The 25214-nt window shown below is 37.0% G+C and carries 23 protein-coding genes; 15 read left to right on the plus strand and 8 right to left on the minus strand.

Annotation, left to right across the window (positions count from 1 at the left end; all coding sequences use genetic code 11):
* The first annotated feature begins 1 nt into the window (after window position 1).
* The 5 genes from I5677_RS09005 (at window position 2) to I5677_RS09025 (ending at window position 6985) form a co-directional block, all read left to right on the plus strand.
* Entirely contained in the window at window positions 2-991 is a 990-nt protein-coding gene (locus tag I5677_RS09005; RefSeq protein WP_197661258.1) for an ABC transporter ATP-binding protein, read from the plus strand.
* A gap of 266 nt (window positions 992-1257) precedes the next feature.
* On the plus strand, window positions 1258-1956 hold the full coding sequence (locus I5677_RS09010; RefSeq protein WP_197661259.1) for a 5'-methylthioadenosine/adenosylhomocysteine nucleosidase: 699 nt from the start codon (window positions 1258-1260) through the stop codon (window positions 1954-1956).
* Window positions 1957-2394: 438 nt separating this feature from the next.
* Window positions 2395-3333 carry an AAA family ATPase gene (locus I5677_RS09015; RefSeq protein ID WP_197661260.1) on the plus strand — a complete coding sequence of 313 codons (939 nt, stop codon included), beginning with the start codon at window positions 2395-2397 and terminating at the stop codon, window positions 3331-3333.
* Between the two features lie 22 nt (window positions 3334-3355).
* On the plus strand, window positions 3356-4552 hold the full coding sequence (locus tag I5677_RS09020; protein ID WP_197661261.1) for a DUF58 domain-containing protein: 1197 nt from the start codon (window positions 3356-3358) through the stop codon (window positions 4550-4552).
* Window positions 4553-4588: 36 nt separating this feature from the next.
* On the plus strand, window positions 4589-6985 hold the full coding sequence (locus I5677_RS09025) for a DUF4129 domain-containing transglutaminase family protein (RefSeq protein ID WP_197661262.1): 2397 nt from the start codon (window positions 4589-4591) through the stop codon (window positions 6983-6985).
* Window positions 6986-7078: 93 nt separating this feature from the next.
* Here the strand turns inward: I5677_RS09025 and spoIID are convergent, their stop codons facing one another.
* The 4 genes from spoIID to I5677_RS09045 form a co-directional block, all read right to left on the minus strand.
* Window positions 7079-8047 (minus strand): stage II sporulation protein D, encoded by a 969-nt coding sequence (gene spoIID, locus I5677_RS09030; protein WP_197661263.1) that lies wholly within the window; start codon window positions 8045-8047, stop codon window positions 7079-7081.
* A 341-nt stretch (window positions 8048-8388) separates the two neighbouring features.
* Window positions 8389-8961, minus strand: a complete 573-nt coding sequence (pduL, locus tag I5677_RS09035; protein WP_197661264.1) for a phosphate propanoyltransferase — start codon at window positions 8959-8961, stop codon at window positions 8389-8391.
* Window positions 8962-9065: 104 nt separating this feature from the next.
* Complete coding sequence (locus I5677_RS09040; RefSeq protein ID WP_243456544.1) at window positions 9066-9617, minus strand: LemA family protein; 552 nt, start codon at window positions 9615-9617, stop codon at window positions 9066-9068.
* Window positions 9618-9630: 13 nt separating this feature from the next.
* Window positions 9631-10548, minus strand: a complete 918-nt coding sequence (locus tag I5677_RS09045) for a DUF3137 domain-containing protein (RefSeq protein ID WP_197661265.1) — start codon at window positions 10546-10548, stop codon at window positions 9631-9633.
* A 342-nt stretch (window positions 10549-10890) separates the two neighbouring features.
* On the opposite strand from I5677_RS09045, the gene I5677_RS09050 reads away from it, so the two are divergent.
* The 3 genes from I5677_RS09050 to I5677_RS09060 all read left to right on the plus strand — a co-directional run bounded on the left by I5677_RS09050 (window position 10891) and on the right by I5677_RS09060 (window position 12338).
* Window positions 10891-11709, plus strand: a complete 819-nt coding sequence (locus I5677_RS09050; RefSeq protein ID WP_197661266.1) for a hypothetical protein — start codon at window positions 10891-10893, stop codon at window positions 11707-11709.
* A gap of 77 nt (window positions 11710-11786) precedes the next feature.
* On the plus strand, window positions 11787-12026 hold the full coding sequence (locus I5677_RS09055) for a hypothetical protein (RefSeq protein WP_197661267.1): 240 nt from the start codon (window positions 11787-11789) through the stop codon (window positions 12024-12026).
* 141 nt (window positions 12027-12167) lie between these two features.
* A complete protein-coding gene (locus tag I5677_RS09060) occupies window positions 12168-12338 on the plus strand; it encodes a hypothetical protein (protein WP_197661268.1) in 171 nt (56 codons plus the stop codon).
* A 54-nt stretch (window positions 12339-12392) separates the two neighbouring features.
* On the opposite strand, the gene I5677_RS09065 is transcribed toward I5677_RS09060, so the two are convergent.
* Window positions 12393-13046 carry a hypothetical protein gene (locus tag I5677_RS09065; protein WP_197661269.1) on the minus strand — a complete coding sequence of 218 codons (654 nt, stop codon included), beginning with the start codon at window positions 13044-13046 and terminating at the stop codon, window positions 12393-12395.
* Between the two features lie 315 nt (window positions 13047-13361).
* Here I5677_RS09065 and I5677_RS09070 point away from each other — a divergent pair, with 315 nt between their 5' ends.
* The 3 genes from I5677_RS09070 (at window position 13362) to I5677_RS09080 (ending at window position 17992) form a co-directional block, all read left to right on the plus strand.
* Window positions 13362-14777, plus strand: coding sequence for a TldD/PmbA family protein (locus I5677_RS09070; RefSeq protein ID WP_197661270.1), 1416 nt, complete (start codon window positions 13362-13364; stop codon window positions 14775-14777).
* Entirely contained in the window at window positions 14777-16081 is a 1305-nt protein-coding gene (locus tag I5677_RS09075) for a metallopeptidase TldD-related protein (protein WP_197661271.1), read from the plus strand. The genes I5677_RS09070 and I5677_RS09075 overlap by 1 nt, the downstream gene beginning before the upstream one ends.
* 210 nt (window positions 16082-16291) lie before the next feature.
* Window positions 16292-17992: a hypothetical protein gene (locus I5677_RS09080; protein WP_197661272.1), complete on the plus strand. Its 1701-nt coding sequence runs from the start codon at window positions 16292-16294 to the stop codon at window positions 17990-17992.
* A 106-nt stretch (window positions 17993-18098) separates the two neighbouring features.
* Here the strand turns inward: I5677_RS09080 and I5677_RS09085 are convergent, their stop codons facing one another.
* Complete coding sequence (locus I5677_RS09085) at window positions 18099-19841, minus strand: ABC-F family ATP-binding cassette domain-containing protein (RefSeq protein WP_197661273.1); 1743 nt, start codon at window positions 19839-19841, stop codon at window positions 18099-18101.
* A gap of 347 nt (window positions 19842-20188) precedes the next feature.
* Between I5677_RS09085 and I5677_RS09090 the strand changes: the two genes are divergently transcribed.
* Window positions 20189-20575, plus strand: a complete 387-nt coding sequence (locus I5677_RS09090) for a (deoxy)nucleoside triphosphate pyrophosphohydrolase (protein WP_197661347.1) — start codon at window positions 20189-20191, stop codon at window positions 20573-20575.
* Window positions 20576-20793: 218 nt separating this feature from the next.
* Here I5677_RS09090 and I5677_RS09095 read toward each other — a convergent pair whose 3' ends face one another.
* Together I5677_RS09095 and I5677_RS09100 are read right to left on the minus strand one after the other, a co-directional pair.
* Window positions 20794-22260, minus strand: a complete 1467-nt coding sequence (locus I5677_RS09095; protein WP_243456545.1) for a family 16 glycosylhydrolase — start codon at window positions 22258-22260, stop codon at window positions 20794-20796.
* Window positions 22261-22300: 40 nt separating this feature from the next.
* On the minus strand, window positions 22301-23329 hold the full coding sequence (locus I5677_RS09100) for a glycoside hydrolase family 5 protein (RefSeq protein ID WP_197661274.1): 1029 nt from the start codon (window positions 23327-23329) through the stop codon (window positions 22301-22303).
* Between the two features lie 116 nt (window positions 23330-23445).
* Between I5677_RS09100 and I5677_RS09105 the strand changes: the two genes are divergently transcribed.
* The 3 genes from I5677_RS09105 (at window position 23446) to I5677_RS09115 (ending at window position 25134) form a co-directional block, all read left to right on the plus strand.
* Complete coding sequence (locus tag I5677_RS09105; protein WP_197661275.1) at window positions 23446-24207, plus strand: helix-turn-helix domain-containing protein; 762 nt, start codon at window positions 23446-23448, stop codon at window positions 24205-24207.
* An 87-nt stretch (window positions 24208-24294) separates the two neighbouring features.
* Window positions 24295-24867 carry a hypothetical protein gene (locus tag I5677_RS09110; protein ID WP_243456546.1) on the plus strand — a complete coding sequence of 191 codons (573 nt, stop codon included), beginning with the start codon at window positions 24295-24297 and terminating at the stop codon, window positions 24865-24867.
* Between the two features lie 99 nt (window positions 24868-24966).
* Window positions 24967-25134, plus strand: a complete 168-nt coding sequence (locus I5677_RS09115; protein WP_197661277.1) for a hypothetical protein — start codon at window positions 24967-24969, stop codon at window positions 25132-25134.
* Window positions 25135-25214: the final 80 nt, after the last annotated feature.

The following is a 25214-nucleotide window of genomic DNA, read 5'->3' on the forward strand; positions in this document are numbered from 1 at the left end:
CATGGGTAACATCATAACAGTAGAAAACTTAATAAAGAGATACGATACATATAAAAGAGGCAGTGGTTTTAAGGATAGTGTGAAATCCTTGTTCCATCGGGAGAAGGTACCTGTCATGGCGGTGAATAATATATCCTTTTCGGTGAAGGAAGGGGATATTATCGGAATCTTAGGACCGAACGGTGCCGGTAAATCGACAACAATTAAGATGCTGACTGGAACACTTTATCCCACAGACGGTAAAATTGAGGTAATGGGTTATAACCCTACAAAGGATAGAAAAACCTATGTACATCAGATAGGAGCCGTATTCGGGCAGAAATCACAGCTAATATGGGACATTCCGCCGATTGACGGATTTCGTATGAATAAAGCAATCTACGGGGTATCGGATCAGGATTATGAAGAACGGATTAAAGTTATGTCCAAGCTTTTTAATGTGGAAGAATATATTACTAGACCGACCAGGGTACTATCCCTGGGTGAGAGGATGAAATGTGAATTTATCATGGCAATGCTCCACCAACCGAAGGTAGTATTCTTAGATGAGCCTACGATTGGGTTGGATGTAATTGCAAAACAAAAAATTCGGGAGTTTATTCTTGAGATGAATAAGCGGGGCACCACCTTTATTCTTACAACTCATGACCTGGAGGACGTGGAACAGCTGGCACGAAATGTGGTAATCATAAATCACGGTGAAAAGGTCTTCGATGATTCCATTCATAGCTTAAGAAAGGTTTTAGGGGCGAAAAAGATTGTTGAGCTGACGCTGCATAGCCCAATTGATCAATTAGATATGGAGGGTGTCAGCATTCTGGAAAGGAAAAATGAGCTGAGTATAACCGTAAGCGTTGATTTAGATATCATCGCAATCAATGATTTTATCTCAAGGCTTTCGGCTCTATGTGATTTTACAGATATATCGATTAAGGAGATGCCGATGGAGACGATTATTACACACATTTATCAAAGTAAGAAAGAAAAATAGCAGTTTAATTACTCGGAGAGCTGACGTGATTTATGGATAGCTTAAAGTATGATTACAGCTACAAACAAGTTCTAATAGGGAAAGATGCCGCGGGTATCCTGTGGGAACTTACCAAGCAAAGATGGATTCTTCCGGTTGTATTTTAAACACGTTTCGGTTAAAATATTCCTAATACTAGCGTATTGTTTTTATTCGCCGTCCAAATCAACTGATATATAAAAGATGAAGAAGAGAGTATGCTGGATAAGAAATTAGGAGGTAGGGAGATGTTAAAACTCGGAATCATCGGTGCAATGGAGGAAGAGGTTAATATATTAAAGAGCCGGATGCAGGAGCCAAAGGTGAAAAGAATAGCATCCATGGATTTTTATGAGGGATTGCTCGAAGGGAAACCGGTAGTGGTAGTTCAAAGTGGAATTGGGAAGGTAAATGCAGCTATTTGTACACAGATATTGGCGGACCATTATCAGATCGAAGCAGTGATTAATACCGGAGTGGCAGGTTCTTTAAGGAATGAAATTGATATTGCGGATATCGTATTATCTACCGACGCTCTGCAGCATGATATGGATGCGACCGGATTTGGATATGAAGTAGGTGTTATTCCAAGAATGGAGAAGTCCGTGTTTGTGTCAGATCCGGAGCTTCTTGCAATGGCCAAAGAGGTCTGCAGGGAAGAACTTTCGAACCTAGGCGTTCACACTGGAAGAATTGTCAGTGGAGATCAGTTCATCTCCGATTCAGAAAAGAAAGAATGGCTGGTTAAGCAATTTAACGGCTACTGTACGGAGATGGAAGGAGCGGCAATCGCCCAAACTGCATCTTTAAACCAAATTCCATTTTTAATTATACGAGCGATATCCGATAAGGCAGACCACAGCGCTGAGATGTCCTATAAGGAGTTTGAGGAGCTGGCGATTAAAAATACCGTGATTTTATTAAATGGTTTAATTAAAAGGATATAGGATCATTTATTTTTAAGTAACAGAAGATAATTCCTACTTCTGTATAACATAGGAATATAACAATATATAACATAGTATATAAAAGCATTATTATTACCGTTATCAATAATAAAAGCATACGATATAACGAAAAAAGTTGTTAGAGACAGAGCTGTGTTTAACAACTTTTTTTTCGTAGTACACTCTTTGACAGACACAATTCCGATTATAACCGATTTAGTGAACAGAGTTGTACGATAATGGCAGATATAATCGATGCTGTGTCCTTCAACCTGTGTTATGTCACATCCCCAAAAGCTTTCTTTCCAACAGACCTTTTGCTCTAATTTTATGCAATTATTACAAAAACTACTGTAATTCTTACCTTGCACAGGACGTAACATATAAAGTATAATAATGGAAAGCTACACTATAATATAAAAAGAAGGTGAACAGGGATTGGAAAATCAAAAGAAGATTAATGAGATGATACATAACATGGAGCAAATCATCGTAGGAAAAAGAGAAGCCATTGAATTTGCTTTAATTACCCTGCTGGCCGGAGGACATTTACTGCTAGAGGATGTTCCGGGTGTCGGTAAAACTACTTTAGCCAAAACCATTGCTCAGACAATTCATTGTGGTTTTACAAGAATACAGTTTACACCGGATACTCTGCCCAGTGATGTAACCGGCTTATCCATCTATAATATGCAGACCGGAAAGTTCGAATATTCCAAGGGTGCTATCATGGATAATATTATTTTGGCAGATGAAATTAACCGCACATCACCAAAGACGCAAGCCAGTTTATTGGAGGCCATGGAAGAAAAGCAGGTTACGGTGGATGGTGTTACCTATCCCCTTCCGAAACCATTTATGGTGATAGCGACTCAAAATCCGGTTGATTATCTTGGTACTTATAATTTACCGGAAGCACAGTTAGATCGTTTTATGATGAAAATATCCATCGGTTACCCTTCTGCTTCCGATGAAAAGATTATGGCGGACCGCTTTTTAAGCAATCAGTTAGTGAAAAAACTGGAGCATGTAGTAGATGGGGCAACGATAGTTCAAATGCAGAAGGAAGTAGAGCAGGTGAAAATCGGTCAGGATCTGGTTTCCTATATTACAAAGGTGATTCAGGAAACAAGAAAGGATAATAATATCTCTCTGGGTGCGAGTCCGAGAGCTACTATAGCATTAATTCGAGCATCCCAGGCCATGGCTTATGTGGAAGGAAGGAATTATTGCATTCCGGATGATATCATCCGTTTAATCAATCCGGTGATATCTCATAGAATTATTTTATCTCCGGAAGCTAGATTATCTCAAACGAAGGTGGAGAAAGTGCTGAAAAACATCATTTCTAAGATTCCCATTCCGGTGCTTTCTTAGTACATAGTAAGGTTGTGTTTACATGAAAATAAATCGGTTGATTTGTGCTCTTATCATCATAGGGTGTGGTGTCTTTGCCTCGTATTACGGAGGCAATATTCCCTATGCACTTTTTTACTTATCTATATTGATACCAATCATAGCCTTTCTTTATACTGTTTATGTGTATTTTCAATTTAAGATCTATCAATCCATGAATAATTATTTGGTTGTTAAGGGAGACTGGACCGAATATTCTTTTGTAATCGCTAATGAGGATTATGTCACATTTCGCAATGTGAAGGTTAATTTTTTGAGTGACAAATCAAAGATAGAGGATACCGGTCAAAGCACAGAGTATAGTCTGCTTCCGAATGAAAGTGAAAAGATGGAGACAAGGATTAAGTGTAATTACCGAGGAGAGTATTATGTTGGTGTAGATTCCATAGAGGTCACAGATTTTTTATATCTCTTTACTATCACCTACCCCTTAAGTTCTAAGTTAAAAGTAGTTGTTCTTCCAAGAGTTGTTCCATTAGAACAACTGGGTATTGCCCCACCTCAGGTGGATGTCAAAAATCCGATTCGTCATAGTAACCAGACAGAAGAGGAATTGGATACAGAGCTTCGCAATTATAACCAGGGAGATAACAAAAAGAGGATACATTGGAAAGCAACCGCTAAGGTTCATGAACTTATGAGCAGAAAATATTATCATAGGCCGAAAGCTGAGATTGTTTTATATATGGATCTTAGAAAGGTGAAGGAAGAGGAGCTCCAGGTCGTAGCGATAGAAGATAAAATAATTGAAAGTGTACTGGCCATCGCTAATTATTATGCCCTTAGGGGAATAGCATCCCATATTATATATGATATGGAGGGCAGGAAACAGATTAATATCTCCTCTAAGGAAGAGTTTAATGCTTTTTATAAAACCTGTGCGAAGTTGAATTTTATAGCAAAAGAGCCGGTGCAGGATATGATTATGGACAAAATTGTCCGCGGTGAAGAAGGAATGTTTGTGGTTGCGGCTACGCATCTGCTTACCAAGGAAGTTTATTTAACTGCCTTAAAGGTTATGGCAGGAGGCAATCATCTGTGTATCCTATTTATCAGTGATGATGTCTCAGAAGTAACGAAGGAATTGATTAACGGTATCCGTATGTCGGGGGCATATATTTATCAGATTATGTCGGAGGATGAAATCGGAGACATACTTTCTAAGGAAGTTTTAAGTTGATTTTTTAAGAAAAGTAAGCTAAGGGAGGCTTCTTTTATGTTGAATGATAAAGAAAAGATGTATCAGGTATATCATGCATTACTTAGCATGGTTTTAACCTGGGCATTGACGTTAACAATCAATCAATATTATGAGCTTAGGGTACATTTTTTATTATGTGCTATTTTTTCCTTTGTTCCGGCAGCCTTGGTTTATGTGTTTGACTGTAACCGAAAGAATACAGTGAGTTATCTTATTATTGCAAGTGTCTTGCCGGTCTTGGCTTTGTTTTTCTGGATCAGGGGCATCAATCCTATTCGTTGGTTTCAGGAGTTGATTGAATGGATTATTTATTTTGATGGAACCGAAGAACTATATAAAGGTTCCTATGCCCATTTTGTTGTCTATGCGGTGGCTTTCTTAAGCTCTATTTTGTTTTATGTTATTGTAAGATATGAGATTACGAAGATGATTCTGGCGGCTGTTGTTCTTGCATTTATGATTTATCTTGCCATTCAGGAAATAGATATAAGTAAAGTGGTAGTAGGGATCGGTATTTTTTACTTTTTATCAATTATAGTCGAAATCTGCGGTAGATGGTATACCCGTAAGGCCGGTAAGCAGGAAAAGCGGGCAGGGATATTATATCTGGCACCGGTCTGTCTACTCTTGGCTGTTCTTTCGGTCAGTATGCCATCTAAGCCGGAGCCACTTCAGTGGAAAGGCGTGAAGACATTCTATCATAATATAAAGGATAAGATGGAATTCTTGGTTTCGGAGTGGGGAAAGAAAGAGGGAGAGTTTTCGATAGCCTTTACCGGATATTCGGAAGAGGGCGGTAGTTTAGGTACAGCATCTTTAACGAGAGATAATAAGATAGCGTTAAAAATATCGAGATATAGTGGGTATAATCCGATTTATCTGATTGGTTCTGTCAGTGATACCTATACGGGGAATAGTTGGGAGAAAAGCAGGAACGATTATCTTGAAGGAGAGGCGGAATATCTTCTAGATTATGGAGAGATGGTTATGGCATTATCCCGACTTGACAGTGAAATCATTCAAGATGAACAACTGGTTGAGCGAAGATTATTAAAAGTGGAGTATGAATATATCAAAACAAAGACCTTCTTCTATCCGTTAAAAACCAGCTGGGCTGATTTATTAGAAAAACAAAATGATTTGAGTACCGAATATGCTAATATCACCTTTCCAAAAGCGGTTGGAAAAGAAACAGCCTATCAATTTATCTTATACGATATGAACTTAAAGGGAGAAGCTTTTCAAACAATGCTTCGGGAGCTTAACTCCTTCTCCTATAATACAGAAATCTCAATGGATAGGAAAACAATTCTATGGTTGGAAGATTACTTATTTTATTATGACAGTATCGATTCTATAAGTAACCGAACCAATTTTTATGAGCTTTTAAGAGACAGAGCGAATTATATCAATGAATTATATACCACACTTCCGGAGACGTTGCCTGAGAGAGTAAAAGAGCTCGCATATGAAATAACAGAGGGTTATGATACAGATTACGATAAATTAATTGCAATTGAAAGCTATTTAAAGGATTATACTTATACCTTAGATCCGGGGAGACTGCCAAAGGACAGGGATTTTGTAGACTATTTTCTATTTGATAGCAAAGAGGGATATTGTACTTCCTATGCAACGGCTATGGCTATACTTGGCAGATGTATCGGAATACCCACTAGATATGTGGAAGGGTTTGCAGCTGATTACAATGAAGAACCGGCAGATCGTCATATGTATCCGGTTAGAAACAGTCAGGCACACGCTTGGGCTGAAGCTTATATTGAAGGGTTTGGCTGGGTACCATTTGAATCAACCCCTCCCTTCTATGATAACAGATACATCACTTGGAAAGAGAAAAAGAAGTCACAAGAAGCTGGCTTGCCACTGATGGAAGAGTTTATACCTCCACAGGAGATATATCTACCACCGGAAGAGGGGTTTGTTGTTCCTTTGCAGCAAGAAAAAAAAGCTTCCAATTTTATGGTTGGTTTATTGATAACATCAACCACTGTCTTAATACTTATTATTTTACTCGTTATTTATTATATAACCCTAAAATATAAGTACAATAAGATATTTAAGAAAGCAGATTACAATAAGAAGATGTATATGCTGTTTCTCCGTATTCTCAGATTGTTAAAACGGGAGGGCTTTGTGCTAGGAGCGCAGGAGACAATTTTGATGTTATCAAAAAGAATAAGGGACCTTTACCATTATGACAGGGTTGAATTCTCGGATGTGGCAAACATATTTATGCGGTATCGTTATGCGGATGCCCGAATTACAGAAGAAGAATTTAACAGGGTAGCAATCTTTTACCAGGGACTTGAAAATAAACAGAGAGAAGAAATTACGAAATCAAGACTTCTCCTTGAAGAATTTATATTTCTTATGAAAAAGAGTAACCGCTAACTATTCATGGATCATACCGTAGATAAACTTATGAGATTTTATTCTTAGACGATAATAAACATAGATGAGGTATGGCTTTATGAATAGCCCGGATTAATTATCTTTACTTAAACTGACGACTTTCGCTCCGGTATAGTAGTGGGTAAGGATTTCATTATAGGTATAGCCTTCATTGGCCATGGAGTTAGCACCATATTGACTTAAGCCTATTCCATGTCCCACTCCGGTACAGATTACTCTTACTTTACCTTCATATTCTTCAAGGTAAAAATGATTCGAATTAAGACCTATCACCTTGGCAAATTCCTCACCGTTAACGGTTTGGCTGCCAAGGTTTATTTTTGTCACATATCCGGTACTATCCCGTTGCGTAACCTGAATATCTTCAAAGAGACGATCTTGTGATATGGTGATGTCGGTATAAGCATTTTGAACCAGCTTCATAAATTCAGGGATTTCGTATTCGGTTATTCTAAGATAATTTATTGAGGTTACATCCTGCTTACTGGAGACGCTGGTTAGGTAAGGGATATCAACCCCCCAGGCTTCAGAGGCATTCCTTGTATAACCGGAGCCGGTGTAGAAAAATACCGGTAAGATTAACTCACTCTCATAAACAAGGATCTGGTCTCCGGTTGCATATACGGCATTTTCTAACTTCGTAAAATAAGAAAGATAATCCTCACTGCCCCAGAACTGTTCCATATCGGATAGACTGATGTAGGACAAACCAAGTTCCGAGGTAGTAAAACTCTTTTGTCCGGGGTTTTCTTCCGATAAGAGGGATACATTGTACAGGGCATAGGTTCTGGCAATAACGGACTGAGCCTTGAGAGCCTCCAGATTATAACCGGCCGGCATATTCGCTGCAACAACACCGATTAAGTATTTATCAAACTCCAATTTTTCCTTAACACCGTTTTTTTCATAATAGACTTCAAAGTCCATATTGCTTAAGGAATAAGAGAGATTATCCTCACCCGAAAACATTAGTGTTAGAATAAAAGGAAATAAAAGTACAATCACACCGATTAAGATTGCTTTCACAACTAACTTTTTCATGTGTCCCCCCGAAGATAATAGTATGTATCTATACATTATATTAGTGTTGGGGTTGTTTATGTCTAAGCATTGCGAAGTGTGATAATAAATGCTATGAACGGAAAGACGGCACATGGGGTTCCCCACACACTCATTGGAGTACACCTGCTCTTATTTGTCTGCCTATTTACGTACATGAATGTACGTAACAGTCAAACAAATCAGAGAAGCTGTTCTCCAAATAGTGCATTAAGGGAATCCCCATGTGCCGTCTTTCCGCTGTAAGTTATATAATATATTTATTTACCTAGATAAGCACGGGTGTATTATATTTAAAGCCGTTGGTGGATTCTTTTATCCTATTACATTATCACTTCGCCGATTACACCTTTCCCGATAAAGGCCGCGTTTGCTTCATCTGTATCGATATGCATTGCTAAGGCAAAGTTCTCATGTACGCGGACTACGACATCGCCAAAGATAACCTCTCGATCGGTGTTAACCTTAACTTTAACGATCTGCTTATCCTCAACGCCAAAGTCGGAGGCGTCCTGAGGTGTCATATGGATATGCCTTTTCGCTACAATTACTCCCCGGTCAAGAAGGACTTTTCCGTTAGGAGTTTCAATTGTTATCCCCGGCGTATCATCGATATATCCGGATTCCCGTAAAACACCTTCCACACCGATGGCGCGGCAATCCGTTAGAGACAGCTCAAACTGAGAGTTTTTTCTAACGGGTCCTAAGATAGCTACATTTTCAAAGGTTTTCTTACTGCCGATTACATTAACCCGTTCTTTGCTTAAAAATTGACCGGGTTGGGACAACCACTTGTCCGGGGTTAGTTGGTATCCTATACCGAACAAAATATCTACATGCTCCTGTGACAGATGTACATGTCTAGCTGAAACTTCTACCATTACTTCTTTTTTCATAGTTAATCTCCATTCATTTATAATGTAAAGCTCACGGCTTCTATGTTGTTATATAGTATATACCGTTTCGTATAAGCCTAACAATTAATAAAGCGGCTGGTAAATTAAATCTCCATCTTTACATCCTGTCTCTTGATCTCATCCGCTTCGAAGAATTCTCTCGGACGAATATTGATTTGATTCGCTACAATACTGGTTGGAAAGGAGACAATTCTTTGATTTAAATAAGAAATATTACTATTGTATAAACGTCTTGCGGCCTGTAGATGCTCTTCCACATCCATAATTGCTGCTTGGAGCTGCTTAAAATTATCACTGGATCTAAGTTCCGGATAGTTTTCTGCTACAGCATGAATAAAGCTTACGGCCTGATCCATCTCTGAAGAGGCTTCCTTACGAACTTCCATATTCATTCCGGATCGAAGCTTAATTGTCTCTAAGATAGTTTCTTTTTCATATTTTGCATAACCTTTACAAACATCCAGCATTTTTAGCAGGACATCATAACGTTTGGTTAAGGCTACATCAATATCTGATAATGCTTCATCGATTTTTACCTCAGCTCGCCGGAGACTATTCATGGTAGCGATGTACCAGATTACCACAATTACAGCGACTGAGAATACGAGTATTAATAAGATTGATACGGTTGGCAATTTCTTATCCTCCTTATTCTTTATAAATATCTCTATCCAGATTTAAACTATCAACTATGTTTATGATAGCATTGATCTCCTGTTGTACTTCCAGGCTTACCTCTGTCAGATCGATTTTAGTAAACACGGAGGGCTCCATCGCATCCTTGCCGGTGTCAATGGCTACATGCAGTCGGTTTTCGGTGAAGCCGAGCATGAAGTCTCCATCCATAGTATTATTCATGTCCTTAAGCACTTTCATGAAATGAGGTGTCAGTATATAAAAAGCTTCATGATCATCCTGAGCATACACTTTGAACTGTTCGTTAAAGTAGATGTCTTCCATGTCAACACGGTGGCGACGTTCTTCCCGTTCGGTAAATAGGGAACTGTTTCTCTGAGAATAATGAAAGCCTTTGCCTATAATCTGAAGATCAAAATGGAATTCCTTATTAAACTCAAAGATAAGCCAACGACCGTTTAGATATGTAGTCGTATGGGTATGCTTACCGCTGTGGGTAACCTGCTGGATCTTTATATCCGCCCGTTCAAAAAATACATTCCTATAGCTACCTCTTACATAGTCGTTCGTATAATAGCGGTTACCCAGGCACATCATACCAGTAGCTTTGATGACCTCTTTCGGTATACCCTGCTCATTATGAAATTCAACTTCGCTAAATGCTTTACGAAAAGGGGTTTCAACCAGAACGGACTTAAAAAGCATTTTATAATCTTTAAAATATCGGGAGCATTTTGTTATCTTACTTAGGAGTAAGAATATAGCTATCCCTGAAAATAGTGAGATATAAATACCGGCTCTTATTGGCGATGCCCTTAACAGGAAAATAAAAATGATAAAGCCAAATATAATAGAAGCGGTTAACGCCAAGAATATTGCGAATAACGCTTTCTTTCTTAAAGTTTCTAGTTTATAAATATTTTCATCCATATTTACTCCTTAACAATATTTTTATATAGACATTATACATTAACTGCATAAACTTACAATAATGGGTAAATGTTATTAACTCAATTTTAATGAATTTTTAATCTACCTTTGAAGGGATAATTATATAGATATATTTCTTGAGATTCTCGGACTTTTCTTATTTTTTTCTTAAGGTATTGAAATAATGCCCCAATAATTGGTATAATATGTATAATACTGTAAGGAGGTGTTCCTATCGATATTTTAAGAATAATTCAGGACATGTTGTCAGGTATCAATAAATTCATTTCTGGATACTGGATATTTATCATTCCGATCCTATTATTTACATATTCATTCTTAATGCATAAGCATAGTAAGACAGAGGATGAGAATATAACGATTATAAAAAGATATTACTATACAATTATTGTTCTTATATATATCATTATTATTAAGTTTTGTGATGTTCCTGCATGGTGTTCTACCGGTATGTTCGGCATCACCGGAGAAGTCTGGTCCTATATTATTTTAATGATAGTAACATTGCTGCTGGCAGTAATCCTAGATAGTTTCATTATCTCCGGGTATGTATTTAAAGAATTCGGCTTCTTCGGAGCCAGATTCATTCGAGATGTAACGCAAAAGACGGTCGAGCTTCAGAAGAAATATGTTCTCAGTCTTGAGGGAAGTTTAAAGACGGTCTATGCGATTCCAAAGAATATTCATGACTACTTTTCGGATCCGGACATCAGAAAGAAAGTATTAAAAGGAAGTTTTGATTTTCCAAAAGAATTTAAGAAAATCTTAAAATGTTATTATGGTATGAAAAATATCGATGCAGATGTGGATGTATTTTTCTATAACATATCCAACGAGGAAATTGATAAAATAGTAGAGGATTGTACCGGTGTATATTCTCTAAAATGGAGCGAGAGAAAAATACTAAAAGAGCGTTTGCATAACACCAACGGAATACGATGGTATATCGATAAAAAGGATTATTCGGTTTATCTGATCACGATTAAATACGGACCGGCACCTGAGGTTATGCTGATGATCAGTATTAAGTCCTTTAACGAGGCAAACCTACTGGATTCATATCCCATCTATCACTTTGTTTACCTAATTCAGATGGAAATTAATAATATCATAAGTGCGGAAAAACAGTCATATAAGTAAAATCAAGTAGACATTGGAAAAAAATGTGTTATACTAATGGTATGTTATTACAGAAATGAGGGATATCATTGTACAAAATGAAGAAGGGACAATTAAAAAAAGAACCTGGCCTCTTAAATATTAGTGGACAAGTAGTAGCAGTTAATAGACAAGCGATGCTAGATTTAGAAGAAAAAGCAGAAACTCCAAAGGTAACTATGGAAGACTTCTATTTTGATATCAAGCCCGATGGTGCTATCTATGGTAAGGAGAAAAACAGCTTTGAGAAAGCGAAAGCACAATCTGCTAAACTAACTAAAATATTCACGTCATATTAAACTTAAATAGGCGCTGTTGCAAAATGTAATCACCGATCAAATTCGGATAAAAACATTTTGTAATAGCGCTTATATTTTTATGAATTATAAAATCTGTCTCTACATACTATATATTAGTGTTTTAAATTTGGGAGATGAACTATGGGCAAAAGTAAAGAGAACAATACAGAGAAAAAGAGTGAAGCGAAGCTGCAATATGGAGACCCCAGTACCGTAATCGGTATTCCATCCGATGTCCCTACTTATGGACATGATAAGTTTATAAAGGGTAAAAGAAATGCAGAGAAATTAACCCGCATTTTTAGGGTATGACTAAAAGATATAGTTCACAACAAAAAGATAACAACGGAAAATAACAAATCAATCTTAATCATCCTCCAGTGCAACAGAGGAAGCTTTTATTGTTGCTGCTCCGGCAATAGAAGCATGCAAATACAGCCATAGTTTTGAAAATAATCCGTTCATCTGGAACTTAATAAACCAAAAACGTACATGTATATTGGAAAAACTGTTTCTTGATCCTTTTCCCCAACTCAGAGGCATTGTATCTGCTAATAGATGCGCTACAAAGGACATACCAATAATTAAGATGATTAATCCTACTATGTATTTAAATACCGGTATAAATCTAGCTATAAAGGAAAGGATAAATGCACAAACGATAAAAAATATAAAATAAGGATTAAGTACACTGTGGGTTATCCAGTTACGATGACTGGTTCCTAATAGTGGCTCAATAATATTATATACAATATTTGAATTAAGCTGATCGATATCCGGTGCATAATATATAGTATCTTGAATATTGTTTACAAAAGGAATCCAGCTGGTAAACACGCATAAAAAGTCAATAATGTTAATAAATAAGGTAATAAAATAATTAATAATTGGATTAATAATCCAACCAATTAACCATACAGTATGGTTCCCCTTTATAGCTGTATTATAAGTCATTTCGTATGCACTAGGTAAAACGTCAAGGGTTAAAATGCTACCAATAAATCGAAATAATCTGCCCATCGTCAGTCTCCTGTCTTAATGTACCATCTGTACTTTTTCGTGAAAATAATGTAATGTCTACATGTATTCCTGTTAATAAAAGGTATTAAAAAATAAGTTGCTATATTTACTATTATTTTATACATTAATTTGACAAAAAGCAACAATTTTCGATACACTAGTAGATAGTTTTAATATTATTATTGATGACAAGTAATTATAAGTACAGTGATTAGAAATTTAATTAAAACAGTCATATAAAAATATAGAAAAATTTAGAATTTGTGTTATTATATAAAATAGTATGAAATGTTCTAAGATAAGGGAGGAGATTTGATGAAAGCAGTTATGTCAGATTTTTTAGTGAGCAGTAAGCCACTGGTTCGTAAATTGATTGATAGATTATCGAAAACCTATTCCTATGTATCTGTATTAGGTACGGATACCAAGGGAAAGAGCTATGTTGTATCTAAGACGGCAATTGAGGTTAAGGATATTATCTTTGCAGAGAGGGGTTTCGTCGTACGTATACATAATGGAGTGAACTATTCCGAATATTCCTTTAACGAAATTAGCGAAGAGGGCTTAGATCAAATTGTTGAAGAAATAAATAATAAAATAGGAAAAGTTGCTAGGATTATACCGGCGAATTCTTATGAAGTAATAGAAGAAGAGGCTATAAAACAAAGCTTATTTGGTGATATTGAGATCAATCCGGAAGAGATAAGTTCCATGGAGATCATACATAATCTAACAGAAGTTAAGGATTTAGCCTTACAACGATCGGAACTAATAGCAAATGTTCACGTGGTATATAATTCTTATCATATATCCAAGATTTATATGTCTGGTAAAAAAGATCTGGAGCAATCATACTTCTTAGGGGAGGCCTTTATTTCCTGTGTAGCAAGAAAGGCAGAGAAAACAAAGAGATATTTTAAATCGCTTTCCGGTAACAAGGGGTATGAGATAGTTAGTAAGTTAAAAGATATGGCATTGGAGATTGTAGACCAGAGCATTGCTCTATTAGATGCAAAGCCTGCAAAACCGGGGGTTTATGATGTTATCTGTGCACCGGATATTACAGGGTTGATTGCTCATGAAGCATTTGGACATGGTGTGGAGATGGATATGTTCGTGAAAAACAGAGCTAAGGGTGCAGAATATGTTGGAAAGCCCGTTGCTTCTAATATCTCGACCATGCATGATGGTGCAGTGGCAGCAGATCATATGGCTAGTTATCTTTTTGATGATGAAGGAACCCTTGGTAAAGATACAATTGTTATAAAGGACGGTATCTTGCAAACGGGTATATCGGATCTCTTGTCTGCGCTAAAACTTGGTACAGTACCTACAGGAAACGGAAGAAGACAATCCTTTGAGAGAAAAGCGTATGCCAGAATGACCAATACCTTCTTTGAGGGGGGTAAGGACAAACTGGAAGACATGATAGCTTCGATTAAACAAGGATATCTACTGGAGGGAACCTTTAGCGGAATGGAGGACCCTAAAAACTGGGGCATCCAGTGCATTGCATTACTTGGAAAAGAGATTATTGATGGTAAATTAACCGGCAAGCTTATCTCCCCGGTTGTAATGACCGGCTATGTTCCGGATCTCTTAAAATCAATTACAATGGTTTCAGAAACGGTAGAACTGGGTGGTGCCGGTTTCTGTGGTAAAGGATATAAAGAATACGTGAAAGTATCCGATGGTGGTCCCTACATTAAGGCGAAAGTGAGGTTGGGATAATGCTTAGAAGAATTGAACAGATACTAAAAGATCAAAAAGAGATTAGTGGATATAAAATATGTGAAGACAGAATAGAGTCCAGTGAATTATTCTTTGTTAAGAAGAATGTGGATATGGACCGTGCAAAGAACGTGGTTCATTATAAGGTGACGGTATATGTGGATTATGAGGAAAACGGAAGTAAGTTTAAGGGGTCGGCTACCACGAATGTAGACCCAACCATGGATGATAATGAAATTCGAAACGTTATCGGAGAAGCGGCATTTGCATCCAAGTTTGTTAAAAATCCATATTATCCGATAACAAAAGCGGTAGCTTCTTATAAAGCCATGCCGGAAAGTAAATATTCCAAGGAAAGTATGTCCTATTGGATGAATGAAATAACGAAGGCAGTATATAAAAATGATGTGTATGAAAAAGGCGGAATTAATTCCTGTGAGATCTTTTTAAATAAAATCAGCACCCATATCATTAATTCGGAAGGCGTTGATGCGAAATCCGTTCGTTATGAAGGGATGGTTGAGTTTATTGTCACTTGGAAAGAAGAGGGGGATGAGATTGAATTATACCGATGTCTGAATTTCTCGGATTTTGATCCGGAGGTATTGTCCGGTGAGGTTAAGACAATGATTCAAATCGCCAGAGAGAAAGCAATTGCAAAAAACACACCTGCGTTAATGAATTCGCCTGTTATATTTACAAGAGAAGCGGTAAAAGACATATTCGGCTTCTATTACTCAAAAAGCAAAGCAGAGTCCATCTATAATAAGTATTCTACTTGGGAAATAGGAGAGCAGATTCAAGGTGAGAATATTAAGGGAGATCTGATTACGATGTCACTGGATCCGTTTTTACATAACTCTACTGCCGCCGCAAGTTTTGATGAAGATGGTTTTCCCCTTGAACCTGTTAACATTATTGAACAAGGTATTCTTAAAAAATACATGGCAAATACCAGATATGCGCATTACCTTGAAGTGGATACTACCGGCACGATCTTAAATATGGTTGTAAATGGGGGTAGTAAAACCCTTGAAGAGTTAAAGCAGGAACCTCATATAGAAGCAGCTGCATTCTCAGACTTCACCGTTGATAATCTATCCGGAGATTTCTGTGGAGAGATTCGATTGGCTTGGTACTTCGACGGTGAGAAAACCGTTCCCATAACAGGCGGATCCATCTCCGGCAACATCAATGAACTACAGCATGAGTTATATCTATCGAAGGAAAGAATGAAGGACAATACATATGAAGGCCCGAAAGCACTAAAATTCATGAATGTGACAATAGCGGGAGTGGAATGATTTAAGAGATAGTTATATAACGAATTATAAAAATGACCTATGCTTAAAAAAATTGCATAGGTCATTTTTATTGATATATGTGTAAAATATTTTGGAATAAGATAAAGAGATAGAATATAGTAATGATAAATATCCCCTAATATGCTATAATTAGACAAAAAGCATCGTAATATTACACGTGATTTTAAAGTACTCAAACAGGAGATAAGAATGATAGAAGAACAAAAGGAACTGATGAAAAGAGAGCTGATCATCATTAAGAAGCTGCATAATCGAACGGATTATACACAGATGGATAGCATAAAGGCAATCTATAATTACGTAGTTTCGAAAAATTTACTGAAAACAAAGCTGGGAGAGAAATACCGGAATAGACTACTTAGCCTGCAGGGGGAAACCAAGGAGGTCAACTTCTGTATCATATGCGGGAAACCATGTGAAGACAATCCACTTGTATGTAATCAATGTAATCAAAAACTGGTGGGGACAGAGAAAGAGCAAGCACCGCAGGCACCGGTTGTAACGGAGGCAATAGGCCATGAATCAGCGGCTACGAGTACAAAAAGAAGTGAAGAGGTTCTTGAAGCCGGAATAAAAGGTAAGCCGTCAAGTAAGAACAAAGGCTGGAAGATAATTAGCTCAGTTGTTCTTCTTCTATTATTATTTTTCTATATCCTAGGGAGAAATGAGAATGCTCAAGATAAGGCTTCGGATAACGACAGCATTTACTCTAGGGAAGAACAGGATATGAATATTCAAGAAGGAGAAGAAATAGAAGCTAGTTCAGTGGAAACTATGTTGCCAAGCCTACGAAATTCGAATTCCGATAGTTCGGGTGTTGAAAATTCAGATGATGAAACTTCTGAGTCGAACCATACCTTGGAAGATACGGAAGAGGACATTACGATAGATCAGAATATCGAAGAAGCTGGTTTTGATTTTACGGAAGAGGAGTTGATGAATGGAATCCATTCGTTATTGGTTCCTCAACAACTGGACCTTGGTACGAAAAAAGACTATCCACACATTTTTCTAGTGGTAGAGGGTGACACTGCAAGTAATGTGGCGTATCAGGTAGTCTTGAATGAAGCCGGGAAGGTTCAAACAATCAGTATCAATATATCCGCTCCGGTTGAAACTTTGGACATCTTCAGTAAGGCAGTTGCCGCAGCGATCTTAACCTGTGATCCGTCTATTACATACGAAGAAGCGATGTCTATCATTGATATAACAGGTGACCCGGAGGTTATTACAATAAATGATATCAGCTATTTTGCAGGCCCATTATCGGAGGATCTGTTAAGCTTTTTTATTACAAAGGCTGATATACCAAATGATTTGGATTCAAGCAAAAGCGAAACGGATGATAGAAACTCAGATAGTAGGAATGAGTATAATAATGATATAGGGAATGATGGTAAGGATCGCACCAATGCGGACAGCGCTGATATGGACATCAATGTGGAGGATATTTATGCAGAGATAGAAGGGTATGAGTTGTCTCCCCTGTTAGGTATGACTTCGGAGGAGGTGAATAACCTATTAGGATATCCCCTATTTACCGATGGTAATACCGAATATTATTCTGATATTTTGAGTGTTGTATACGAAGATGGAGTCGCTTATAAGGTTATTCTGGGACTGGAGGAACGCTTTGATTTTACCCAGAAAGAAATTCCTGAAACAATTCATTCCATTGACGGCATTCGTCTTGGTGATACCAAGGAGACGGTTCTTGGTTTTGGAAAAGAAACCAGATTATTCATTATGCAAGGTGTATTCTATGGTAACACCTATCAAATTGAGCAAGATGGCTATTATGTAAATGTGGATTTTTTTACCTTGGAAGATACAGAGGAAGAAGCACCGATTTATCGAATTGTACTGACGCGATTAATACCGGTAGAATAGGATTTTCTTACGCCAAGGCTAACTCTTTATCCTATAAGTACAAAAGGAGCCTTTACTCCATAGCTGGTTCAGCTATTGTGTAAAAGCTCCTTCATGTGTCTCATACTTAGAGCATACTAATTAGTCTTTCTAGTTCTTCTGATAAAACCCTTGCCTGTACAAAATCAGTATCTTTTAAAGCCATAGTTATTTTTGTTTCTATTGCTTTTATCTTTTGTTCCATTTCTAGATAGTCTTTATCAAAATAATCATCGTAAATTGACTTTCTGAATTTTCTCATACTCATTTTTCGAATCGTCTTATCTTCAATGATTAAAACATAATCCACACAGTTTACAATGGAATAGAAATCATGAGATATCATGAAAACAGCACCCTTATATTCTTTTATGGCATCTTCCAATGCTATCTGCGAATAGGTGTCCAGATGACTGGTGGGTTCATCCAGAAGCAACAGGTTGGCTTTACCGGCACCGATTTTAGCCAATTGTAGTATGGTCTTTTCTCCACCGGATAAAGTGCCAATTTTTTGAGGAAGAATCTCTTCCTCAAAGCCATAGTTTATCAGATAAGAGTTTATCTCGTCATAAGTGTTAAACCCTATATTAAAAAATTCGTCAAGGATCGTGTTCGATTCATTTAGCATCTCCCCTTGTAGTTGCGACAGATAAGCCACTTTTATGTCTTCATTAATCTCGATTGATTTTTGATTGTTTTTATAGATATCCCGGAGTAGGGTTGTTTTTCCGGTACCATTGGAACCGATCAGAGCCACTTTATCCTTTGCTTTGATTTCAAAGTTGGCATGTTCTATAAGCATATCCTCAAAGCCAACATTGTAATCCGTAACCTTTAATGTGACAGTTGTATCATCAAATTTTTGATCTACATCGAAGCTGATCTTAGGTTGCTTTATATTCACGAAGGGGGCTTTAATCCTACGGGCTTCTAACCTTTCCTTGATTTTAATTCTAGCTTTTAGAGATTTGCCCCTGGAAGCTTCCGTGTGAATCGTAGCTACAGCTCTTAATTTATCAATTAAGGCCTCGTTTCTTTCAATTTCCTCCGTATCAGCAACAGACAGTTCCTGTAATTCGATTTTCTTTTGAAGCAAGGAGAAGTTATATTCAATAAAGCTTCCGTCAAACTCTTGGAGCTCTTTGTTCTCAAGGTGTAGGATTTTATTAAAGCAATGATTTAACAGATACCGGTTATGTGTAATAACAAGCATCGTTCCTTTGTGGGAATTAATGAGATTTTTAAGGGAATTCAGGTTATCAAAATCTAAAAACACATCGGGTTCATCCATTATCATTAAATCCGGATGGGTTAGCATCTCCTTAATCACCTGAACAAGCTTAAATTCCCCTCCACTAAGTTTAGCAAGCATCAGATTTGAATGTTTACTTAGGTTAGCAAGATTAAGCTTCCTGTGAATGTTTTGTTCGAAATCTTCCCCACCAATGGCATGAAAGGCGTCTAAAGCTTGTTGGTACTTCTCCAATAAAGCATCAAGATCTGTAGAGGTCTCCATCTCAGCACAAATAGAGTTCAATTCGTTTTGCAACCTATTAAAATCTTCTGCGATATATTCAAAGACTGTAATTGGATTCGTAGGGTCTACCTTGGAGAACTGACTTACATACCCGATTCTACAATCGGGGGATATCTCTAACTTTCCGTCGTACATATAGTTATCCGGGTTCATAAGGATCTCTATCAGTGTACTTTTACCACTGCCACTGGATCCTATAAAAGCACAATGTTGACCCTCTTCTAATGTAAATGAAATTTTATGAAATAAATCCTTCTGCGGAAAGGAGTAGGATAAATTTTCAACATATATCATATTATTACCTCTCTTAATCACGAATATTGACAACTCTTTTATATATAATCTTCACACAGACGTAATTTTATTGATGTTAAGTAGTAAAGACATTTTTATTGTATACCGGCGTAGCATAACATTTTTTTTGAATAATATCAATGGTTCATAATAAAATTCAAAGTAATGTCTTGGTTTTCTCCTATAGAAGCCGGTTATAGTAGACAAGAATAATTATTCTTTAGATAAGCAGAAAGCATATGGCCTGGGATAATGAGAATAAACAACACAGCTTGTTAATTGTGCATTTAAGATGTAATATGTTAGATATGATGTTGATACGAAGCAAAATTGAAAAGAGAGATAATATGAAAAAGATTGAAGTCGTGGCTGCTATTATCAAAGATGGAGATAAAATATTGGCAACGCAAAGAGGGTATGGAGAGTTCGCCGGTAGTTGGGAATTCCCCGGAGGCAAGATGGAAGAAGGGGAATCAAGGGAAGCTGCCTTATGTCGGGAGATAAAAGAAGAACTTGAGGTAGATATTGAAGTGGATGATTTTTTACTAACGGTAGAATATGACTATCCTAACTTTCATCTGACTATGCATTGTTATTTTTGTCATGTGGTTGAAGGAGTTATTAATTTTGTAGAGCATTCATCAGGGCGTTGGTTAAAAAAGGGAGAGCTTGATACGCTAAAATGGCTGCCTGCGGATTTGGATGTAGTTGAGAAATTGAAACGGGTTTTATAATTCTTATCAATTCAAAAAGAATGATACAATAACTCCAATAGAAGCCATAATGTCATTTTTTCGAAATATAAGATATAAATTGGTATATTAAAGGGGTAATGCACTTTCATATACTAAACTGGGCTTTATTTTTACAATGGATCAACAGGAGAAGCCTTGCCAAAAAACATGGCAAGGCTTATGAAAAGAAACAAAATTATATTAATGAAAATTAATATCTACTGAATTTTTTCTACTCGTACATTTGTGATATGAACATCAGCGATAGAGCCCCTATTACCAAGATTGAACTCTAGTCTACCATTTGGGTCATCTTTACCTGTCATATCAAAGGTATATGTATAAGTCTGCATACTTGTTGAAAGAGTTAGAAGTGTATCCGGTAAATAGCGAATCCATCCATTATCAGGTGCTGATACACATACAATGATATCTCTTTCTTCTGAGGCATAAGCGTCAAAGGTTACTTGGTACTTACTTCCCTTTTTCATCGCAAGATTTGGTTGTACAAGCTGAACTGAATAGTCAACAGCTCCGGCGTTTTGTGATAGTATTGTAATCATTCCATCTTTAATTTCAGCACTACCTTCTCCGTTTTGTGCCAATAAAAATTTCCAATCTATATCGTCGGTAAGATCTTCGGCATTAGAGAAATCTCCGTTACGGATATAATTTGCTCCTGCTTCAGGTTCTACTAATATCGTTACTGGTTTTTGGACGTTTAAATCATATTCTGGTTTTTGATATACCCTAACATAATCCACTTCAAATAATGCATTGTCAAAGTCCGTAGTTTCATCCGGATTTCCTGGCCAGTTTCCACCTACAGCGAGGTTAAGTTGTACAAAAAATGGTTGGTTAAACGGTGCAGGATAGGGCTTTTCCTCTTCGCCCTCCACGGCTGTGAACCAATCATTCACGGTTTTATAATGATTTCCATCGATATAAAAACGAAATTCACCCGGTTCCCATTCAACAGAAAACTCATGAAAGTCATCAGCGAAGGTACCCTCTTCTAGTACATAGGTACCCTGTTGTTGTGCGTGAGGTTCACCGTAATGGATCGTTCCATGTGCGGTATCAACCTGGTGTCCCAGAACTTCCATAATATCGATTTCACCGCATTTTGGCCACTCACCGTAAAACTCTTGCACCTTCGGCATCATCCAGATCGCAGGCCATAGACCTTGACCCCTTGGAACTTTGGCGCTAACCACAACCTTACCATAGGTGAAATCCTGCTTGTTCTGCGTTGTAACCTTACCTGAAGTATAATAGTCATTTCCTGCAGCATCGGTAGTTTTAATCGCTTTAATGATAAGTCTTCCATCTTCTACAAAAACATTATCTGTTGATGTGGTATATTCTTGTAACTCATTATTGGTCCATCCCGGTTCACGAGGCTCGTAATTCCAGGTGTCTGTATTCAGGCTGTCACCTTCGAATTCATCATTCCATAATAACGTATAGCCCTCAAGTTCAGGGACAGTAGTTTGATTCGTCTCCTCAATTTTGGTAGGTGCTACAGTGGGTTCTACAGTTGGATCAGGCTTTTCTGTTGCTTCTTTTTTGACAGATGTGTCTGCTGGTGTTAGGTCTTCTTTTTTATTGCAACCTGCAAAGATGCCAATGACCATAGTAAGCCCAAAGATAATACACAATCCTCTTTTAACTCCTTTTAACATTCAGATCCCCTTTCTGACGCTAAGCGACAATCCTTTAATTTTATAATAATTTGATTAGTCTATCAAAAATCGGTTCATAATGTTTATCAATAATTCCAAAATCCTTCCCTTTATAGGTCCATGCTGCTCTTCCAATTTCAAACTTTTCAAAGGTGGAGTTAATATCGGAATACCAATTAATTGTGGAGGGAAGATCAGCCTGATCAATCACACCATATTCTCCACAGTATAGTGCGACATCCCGTTCGTTCGCAACCCTAATGGCTTCTAAAAAAGCAGTCTCAAAAAACTTCTTATCAATGATATCCTGTGTTATGTTACTATATATTTCTCCATTTTCACTGGGAAGAAATGCTTCTGTTTCCAGCCTATACTTAGCAAATTCGTTTGGATAGACTGTCCTAAAATCAGCCGTCATCTTATTAACCCAGTAGGCAGCTTGATGCGTAAAGATTAAGGGTTCATAAAAGTGAAAGGTATAGACGATATTTTCATCATATGGCATATCGAGTAGCTTAATTGAATCAACACTGTTATTTCTTACACCGCCGATAAGTATTTTAATGGTCGGAGCATATTGTCTAATCACTTTAACGGTGCGCTTAGCAATGCCATTCCATATATCTGCAACTTCCGGATCAACAATTTCATTCAATAGCTCAAAAGAAAGACGATCTTCATACTTTCCATAACGTTTCGCTAGTTCTTCCCAAAGGTTCATAAATCTATTTTGAAGGGTATCATTTTCAAAAAATCCTGTTGATGTCTCAAACTCATCAAAGGAATAGCCCGCAGTTTTATGTAAGTCAAGAATCATGTTAAGCCCGTTACTTTGACACCAATCGAGGCAATTGTCAATGTAGCTAAAACCTTCTTCCACATACTGGCCGTCCTCGGTTTCAACAAGCTCATAATCAATGGGCAACCTTATATGGTCAAGGCCCCATGAGGCAATTCGGTCAATATCGTTTTTGGTGATGAAGGTGTTATAAGTCTCTCTGCTATGATCGCACTGGGATAGCCATCCTCCAAGATTAATGCCCTTTGTATAACCGGTAAATTTCTTCATATTTCTGTCTCCTGTGTTTTACCAATATCATAGGATGAATTAGAGTATAAGTATATCATTATGATTGCATTTTTATCAGAATAGTGACATAATTGGGTAAGAAAGGAAGAATTAGTATGGATATTAATAAAGAATGGAGTTATAAAGAATTTATTATGCGTGAAGATAACATTTCACACGCACCTTATGGCCCTGAATTTGATTTTTATGTATCAGTAAAATCAGGGGATATCGACAAGGTGATGAAATTGTGTGAAGATGCTTTCACAGATAAAGTTGGACTTGGACAATTGTCGGATAACCCTCTGCGTAATATAAGGTATCATTTCATAATTACGGTTGCAATGGTTGCAAGATACTGTATTGAGGGTGGAATGGAACATGAGGCGGCCTACAGGCTCAGTGATTTTTATATTCAACAGGCAGACCAATGTACAGCAATGGACCAGATTTCAAGGCTTCATAGCATAATGACGATAGACTATACAAAAAGAATGAAGGCTTTGAAAATGAATAAGATCTTTTCAAAGCCGATTGTAAAATGTATCGATTACATATATAAAAATCTTAATACAAGAATTACAGTTGCAATGCTTGCTGCGTATATAGAACTACATCCGAGCTATCTATCAAAGCTTTTTAAAAATGAGACAGGCATTACAATTAGTATGTATATACAAAAAAGAAAAATAGAAACGGCTCAGAATATGCTAAAGTACTCAGATTATTCGCCTGCTCAGATTGCATCAATTCTAGCCTTCCCGACACAGAGTTATTTCATTGAGGTGTTCAAAAAGCATGTTGGAATGACTCCAAAAAAATATCAGGAACGTTGTTTTAGGGAGACTGAAATTAGTAGAGAGAATCGTAAGACGTAGAAAGATAAAGAATAGGTTTATAGAATTAATTATAATATTACAGCTTTAGTGGCTGAGATGATCGATATAGGAGGGTAAGAAATGAATATGGATAGAAACTGGACGGTATTATTCATTGGTGGGGCTTCGGGAACAGGTAAATCAAGTATAGCTTATGAGATTGGCAGATACTATGGTGTGAATGTCATGGAAGTAGATGATGTTCACCTAGCTGTAGAAACGGTTACTACAAAGGAGAGTTTTCCTGCAATACATTATTGGAATACTGGTGTAGATTGGAGGAAGATCGGTGTTGAGGGCAATGTAAATTGGTTGATTGATGTAAGCAAAGAATTGATTCCGGTTTTAAAAGAACTTGTAAACAGGCACATTGAGGATCAAGTACCTATTATTATTGAGGGAGATTTTATCGACCCCGAATTTACAATATCATTCGATAATCCGGAGGTAAAATCCATCTTTTTGATAGAACCAGACGTAAATCAAATAGTAAAGAATTATCTATCAAGAGAAGGTGGAGAATTACAACATTACAGAGCGGAAATAAGTATTGTTTATGGTAAATGGATTGCAGATACTTGTAATCAGAATAATATTAGAGTGATTGAGGCAAGACCTTGGGATACTGTTTTAGAGAGAGCTATTAAAAGTTTGCTGTGATGGAAGGCGGCCCCCCTTTTCTTTAACGATATACATTGTAAAATACTTGGATTTCACAGCTAAATACTGAAGAAGCAGGGAAAAAAATTTATGATTTATATGTTAGGAGAATCATTACATGGAAAGAATTCTAACCGGAACGTGTCAGGTGTTATAAAAAGAAAGCGTGATAATACGATAGGATGTTTTATCAGAATACCGGATGATTTTAAATATGATGCTTGGAATTGTGATTATAAGGCATATATTGATACATTAAAGGTGTAAGTTCATAAACTCAAATAATACATGAAAAGTCAAATAAAAACCTATCATTAAAAGTAATTAGAATGCTTGTCTACTTTTAA

It is taken from the genome of Mobilitalea sibirica (assembly GCF_015999265.1).
GTDB lineage: Bacteria > Bacillota > Clostridia > Lachnospirales > Lachnospiraceae > Mobilitalea > Mobilitalea sibirica.

Coding starts and splice junctions, on each gene's coding strand:
- I5677_RS09005 (WP_197661258.1), top strand. CDS start 2: ATGGGTAACATCATAACAGTAGAAAACTTAATAAAGAGATACGATACA.
- I5677_RS09010 (WP_197661259.1), top strand. CDS start 1,258: ATGTTAAAACTCGGAATCATCGGTGCAATGGAGGAAGAGGTTAATATA.
- I5677_RS09020 (WP_197661261.1), top strand. CDS start 3,356: ATGAAAATAAATCGGTTGATTTGTGCTCTTATCATCATAGGGTGTGGT.
- I5677_RS09025 (WP_197661262.1), top strand. CDS start 4,589: ATGTTGAATGATAAAGAAAAGATGTATCAGGTATATCATGCATTACTT.
- spoIID (WP_197661263.1), bottom strand. CDS start 8,047: ATGAAAAAGTTAGTTGTGAAAGCAATCTTAATCGGTGTGATTGTACTT.
- pduL (WP_197661264.1), bottom strand. CDS start 8,961: ATGAAAAAAGAAGTAATGGTAGAAGTTTCAGCTAGACATGTACATCTG.
- I5677_RS09045 (WP_197661265.1), bottom strand. CDS start 10,548: ATGGATGAAAATATTTATAAACTAGAAACTTTAAGAAAGAAAGCGTTA.
- I5677_RS09050 (WP_197661266.1), top strand. CDS start 10,891: ATGCATAAGCATAGTAAGACAGAGGATGAGAATATAACGATTATAAAA.
- I5677_RS09055 (WP_197661267.1), top strand. CDS start 11,787: ATGAAGAAGGGACAATTAAAAAAAGAACCTGGCCTCTTAAATATTAGT.
- I5677_RS09060 (WP_197661268.1), top strand. CDS start 12,168: ATGGGCAAAAGTAAAGAGAACAATACAGAGAAAAAGAGTGAAGCGAAG.
- I5677_RS09065 (WP_197661269.1), bottom strand. CDS start 13,046: ATGGGCAGATTATTTCGATTTATTGGTAGCATTTTAACCCTTGACGTT.
- I5677_RS09070 (WP_197661270.1), top strand. CDS start 13,362: ATGAAAGCAGTTATGTCAGATTTTTTAGTGAGCAGTAAGCCACTGGTT.
- I5677_RS09075 (WP_197661271.1), top strand. CDS start 14,777: ATGCTTAGAAGAATTGAACAGATACTAAAAGATCAAAAAGAGATTAGT.
- I5677_RS09080 (WP_197661272.1), top strand. CDS start 16,292: ATGATAGAAGAACAAAAGGAACTGATGAAAAGAGAGCTGATCATCATT.
- I5677_RS09085 (WP_197661273.1), bottom strand. CDS start 19,841: ATGATATATGTTGAAAATTTATCCTACTCCTTTCCGCAGAAGGATTTA.
- I5677_RS09090 (WP_197661347.1), top strand. CDS start 20,189: ATGAAAAAGATTGAAGTCGTGGCTGCTATTATCAAAGATGGAGATAAA.
- I5677_RS09095 (WP_243456545.1), bottom strand. CDS start 22,260: ATGTTAAAAGGAGTTAAAAGAGGATTGTGTATTATCTTTGGGCTTACT.
- I5677_RS09100 (WP_197661274.1), bottom strand. CDS start 23,329: ATGAAGAAATTTACCGGTTATACAAAGGGCATTAATCTTGGAGGATGG.
- I5677_RS09105 (WP_197661275.1), top strand. CDS start 23,446: ATGGATATTAATAAAGAATGGAGTTATAAAGAATTTATTATGCGTGAA.
- I5677_RS09110 (WP_243456546.1), top strand. CDS start 24,295: ATGGATAGAAACTGGACGGTATTATTCATTGGTGGGGCTTCGGGAACA.
- I5677_RS09115 (WP_197661277.1), top strand. CDS start 24,967: ATGTTAGGAGAATCATTACATGGAAAGAATTCTAACCGGAACGTGTCA.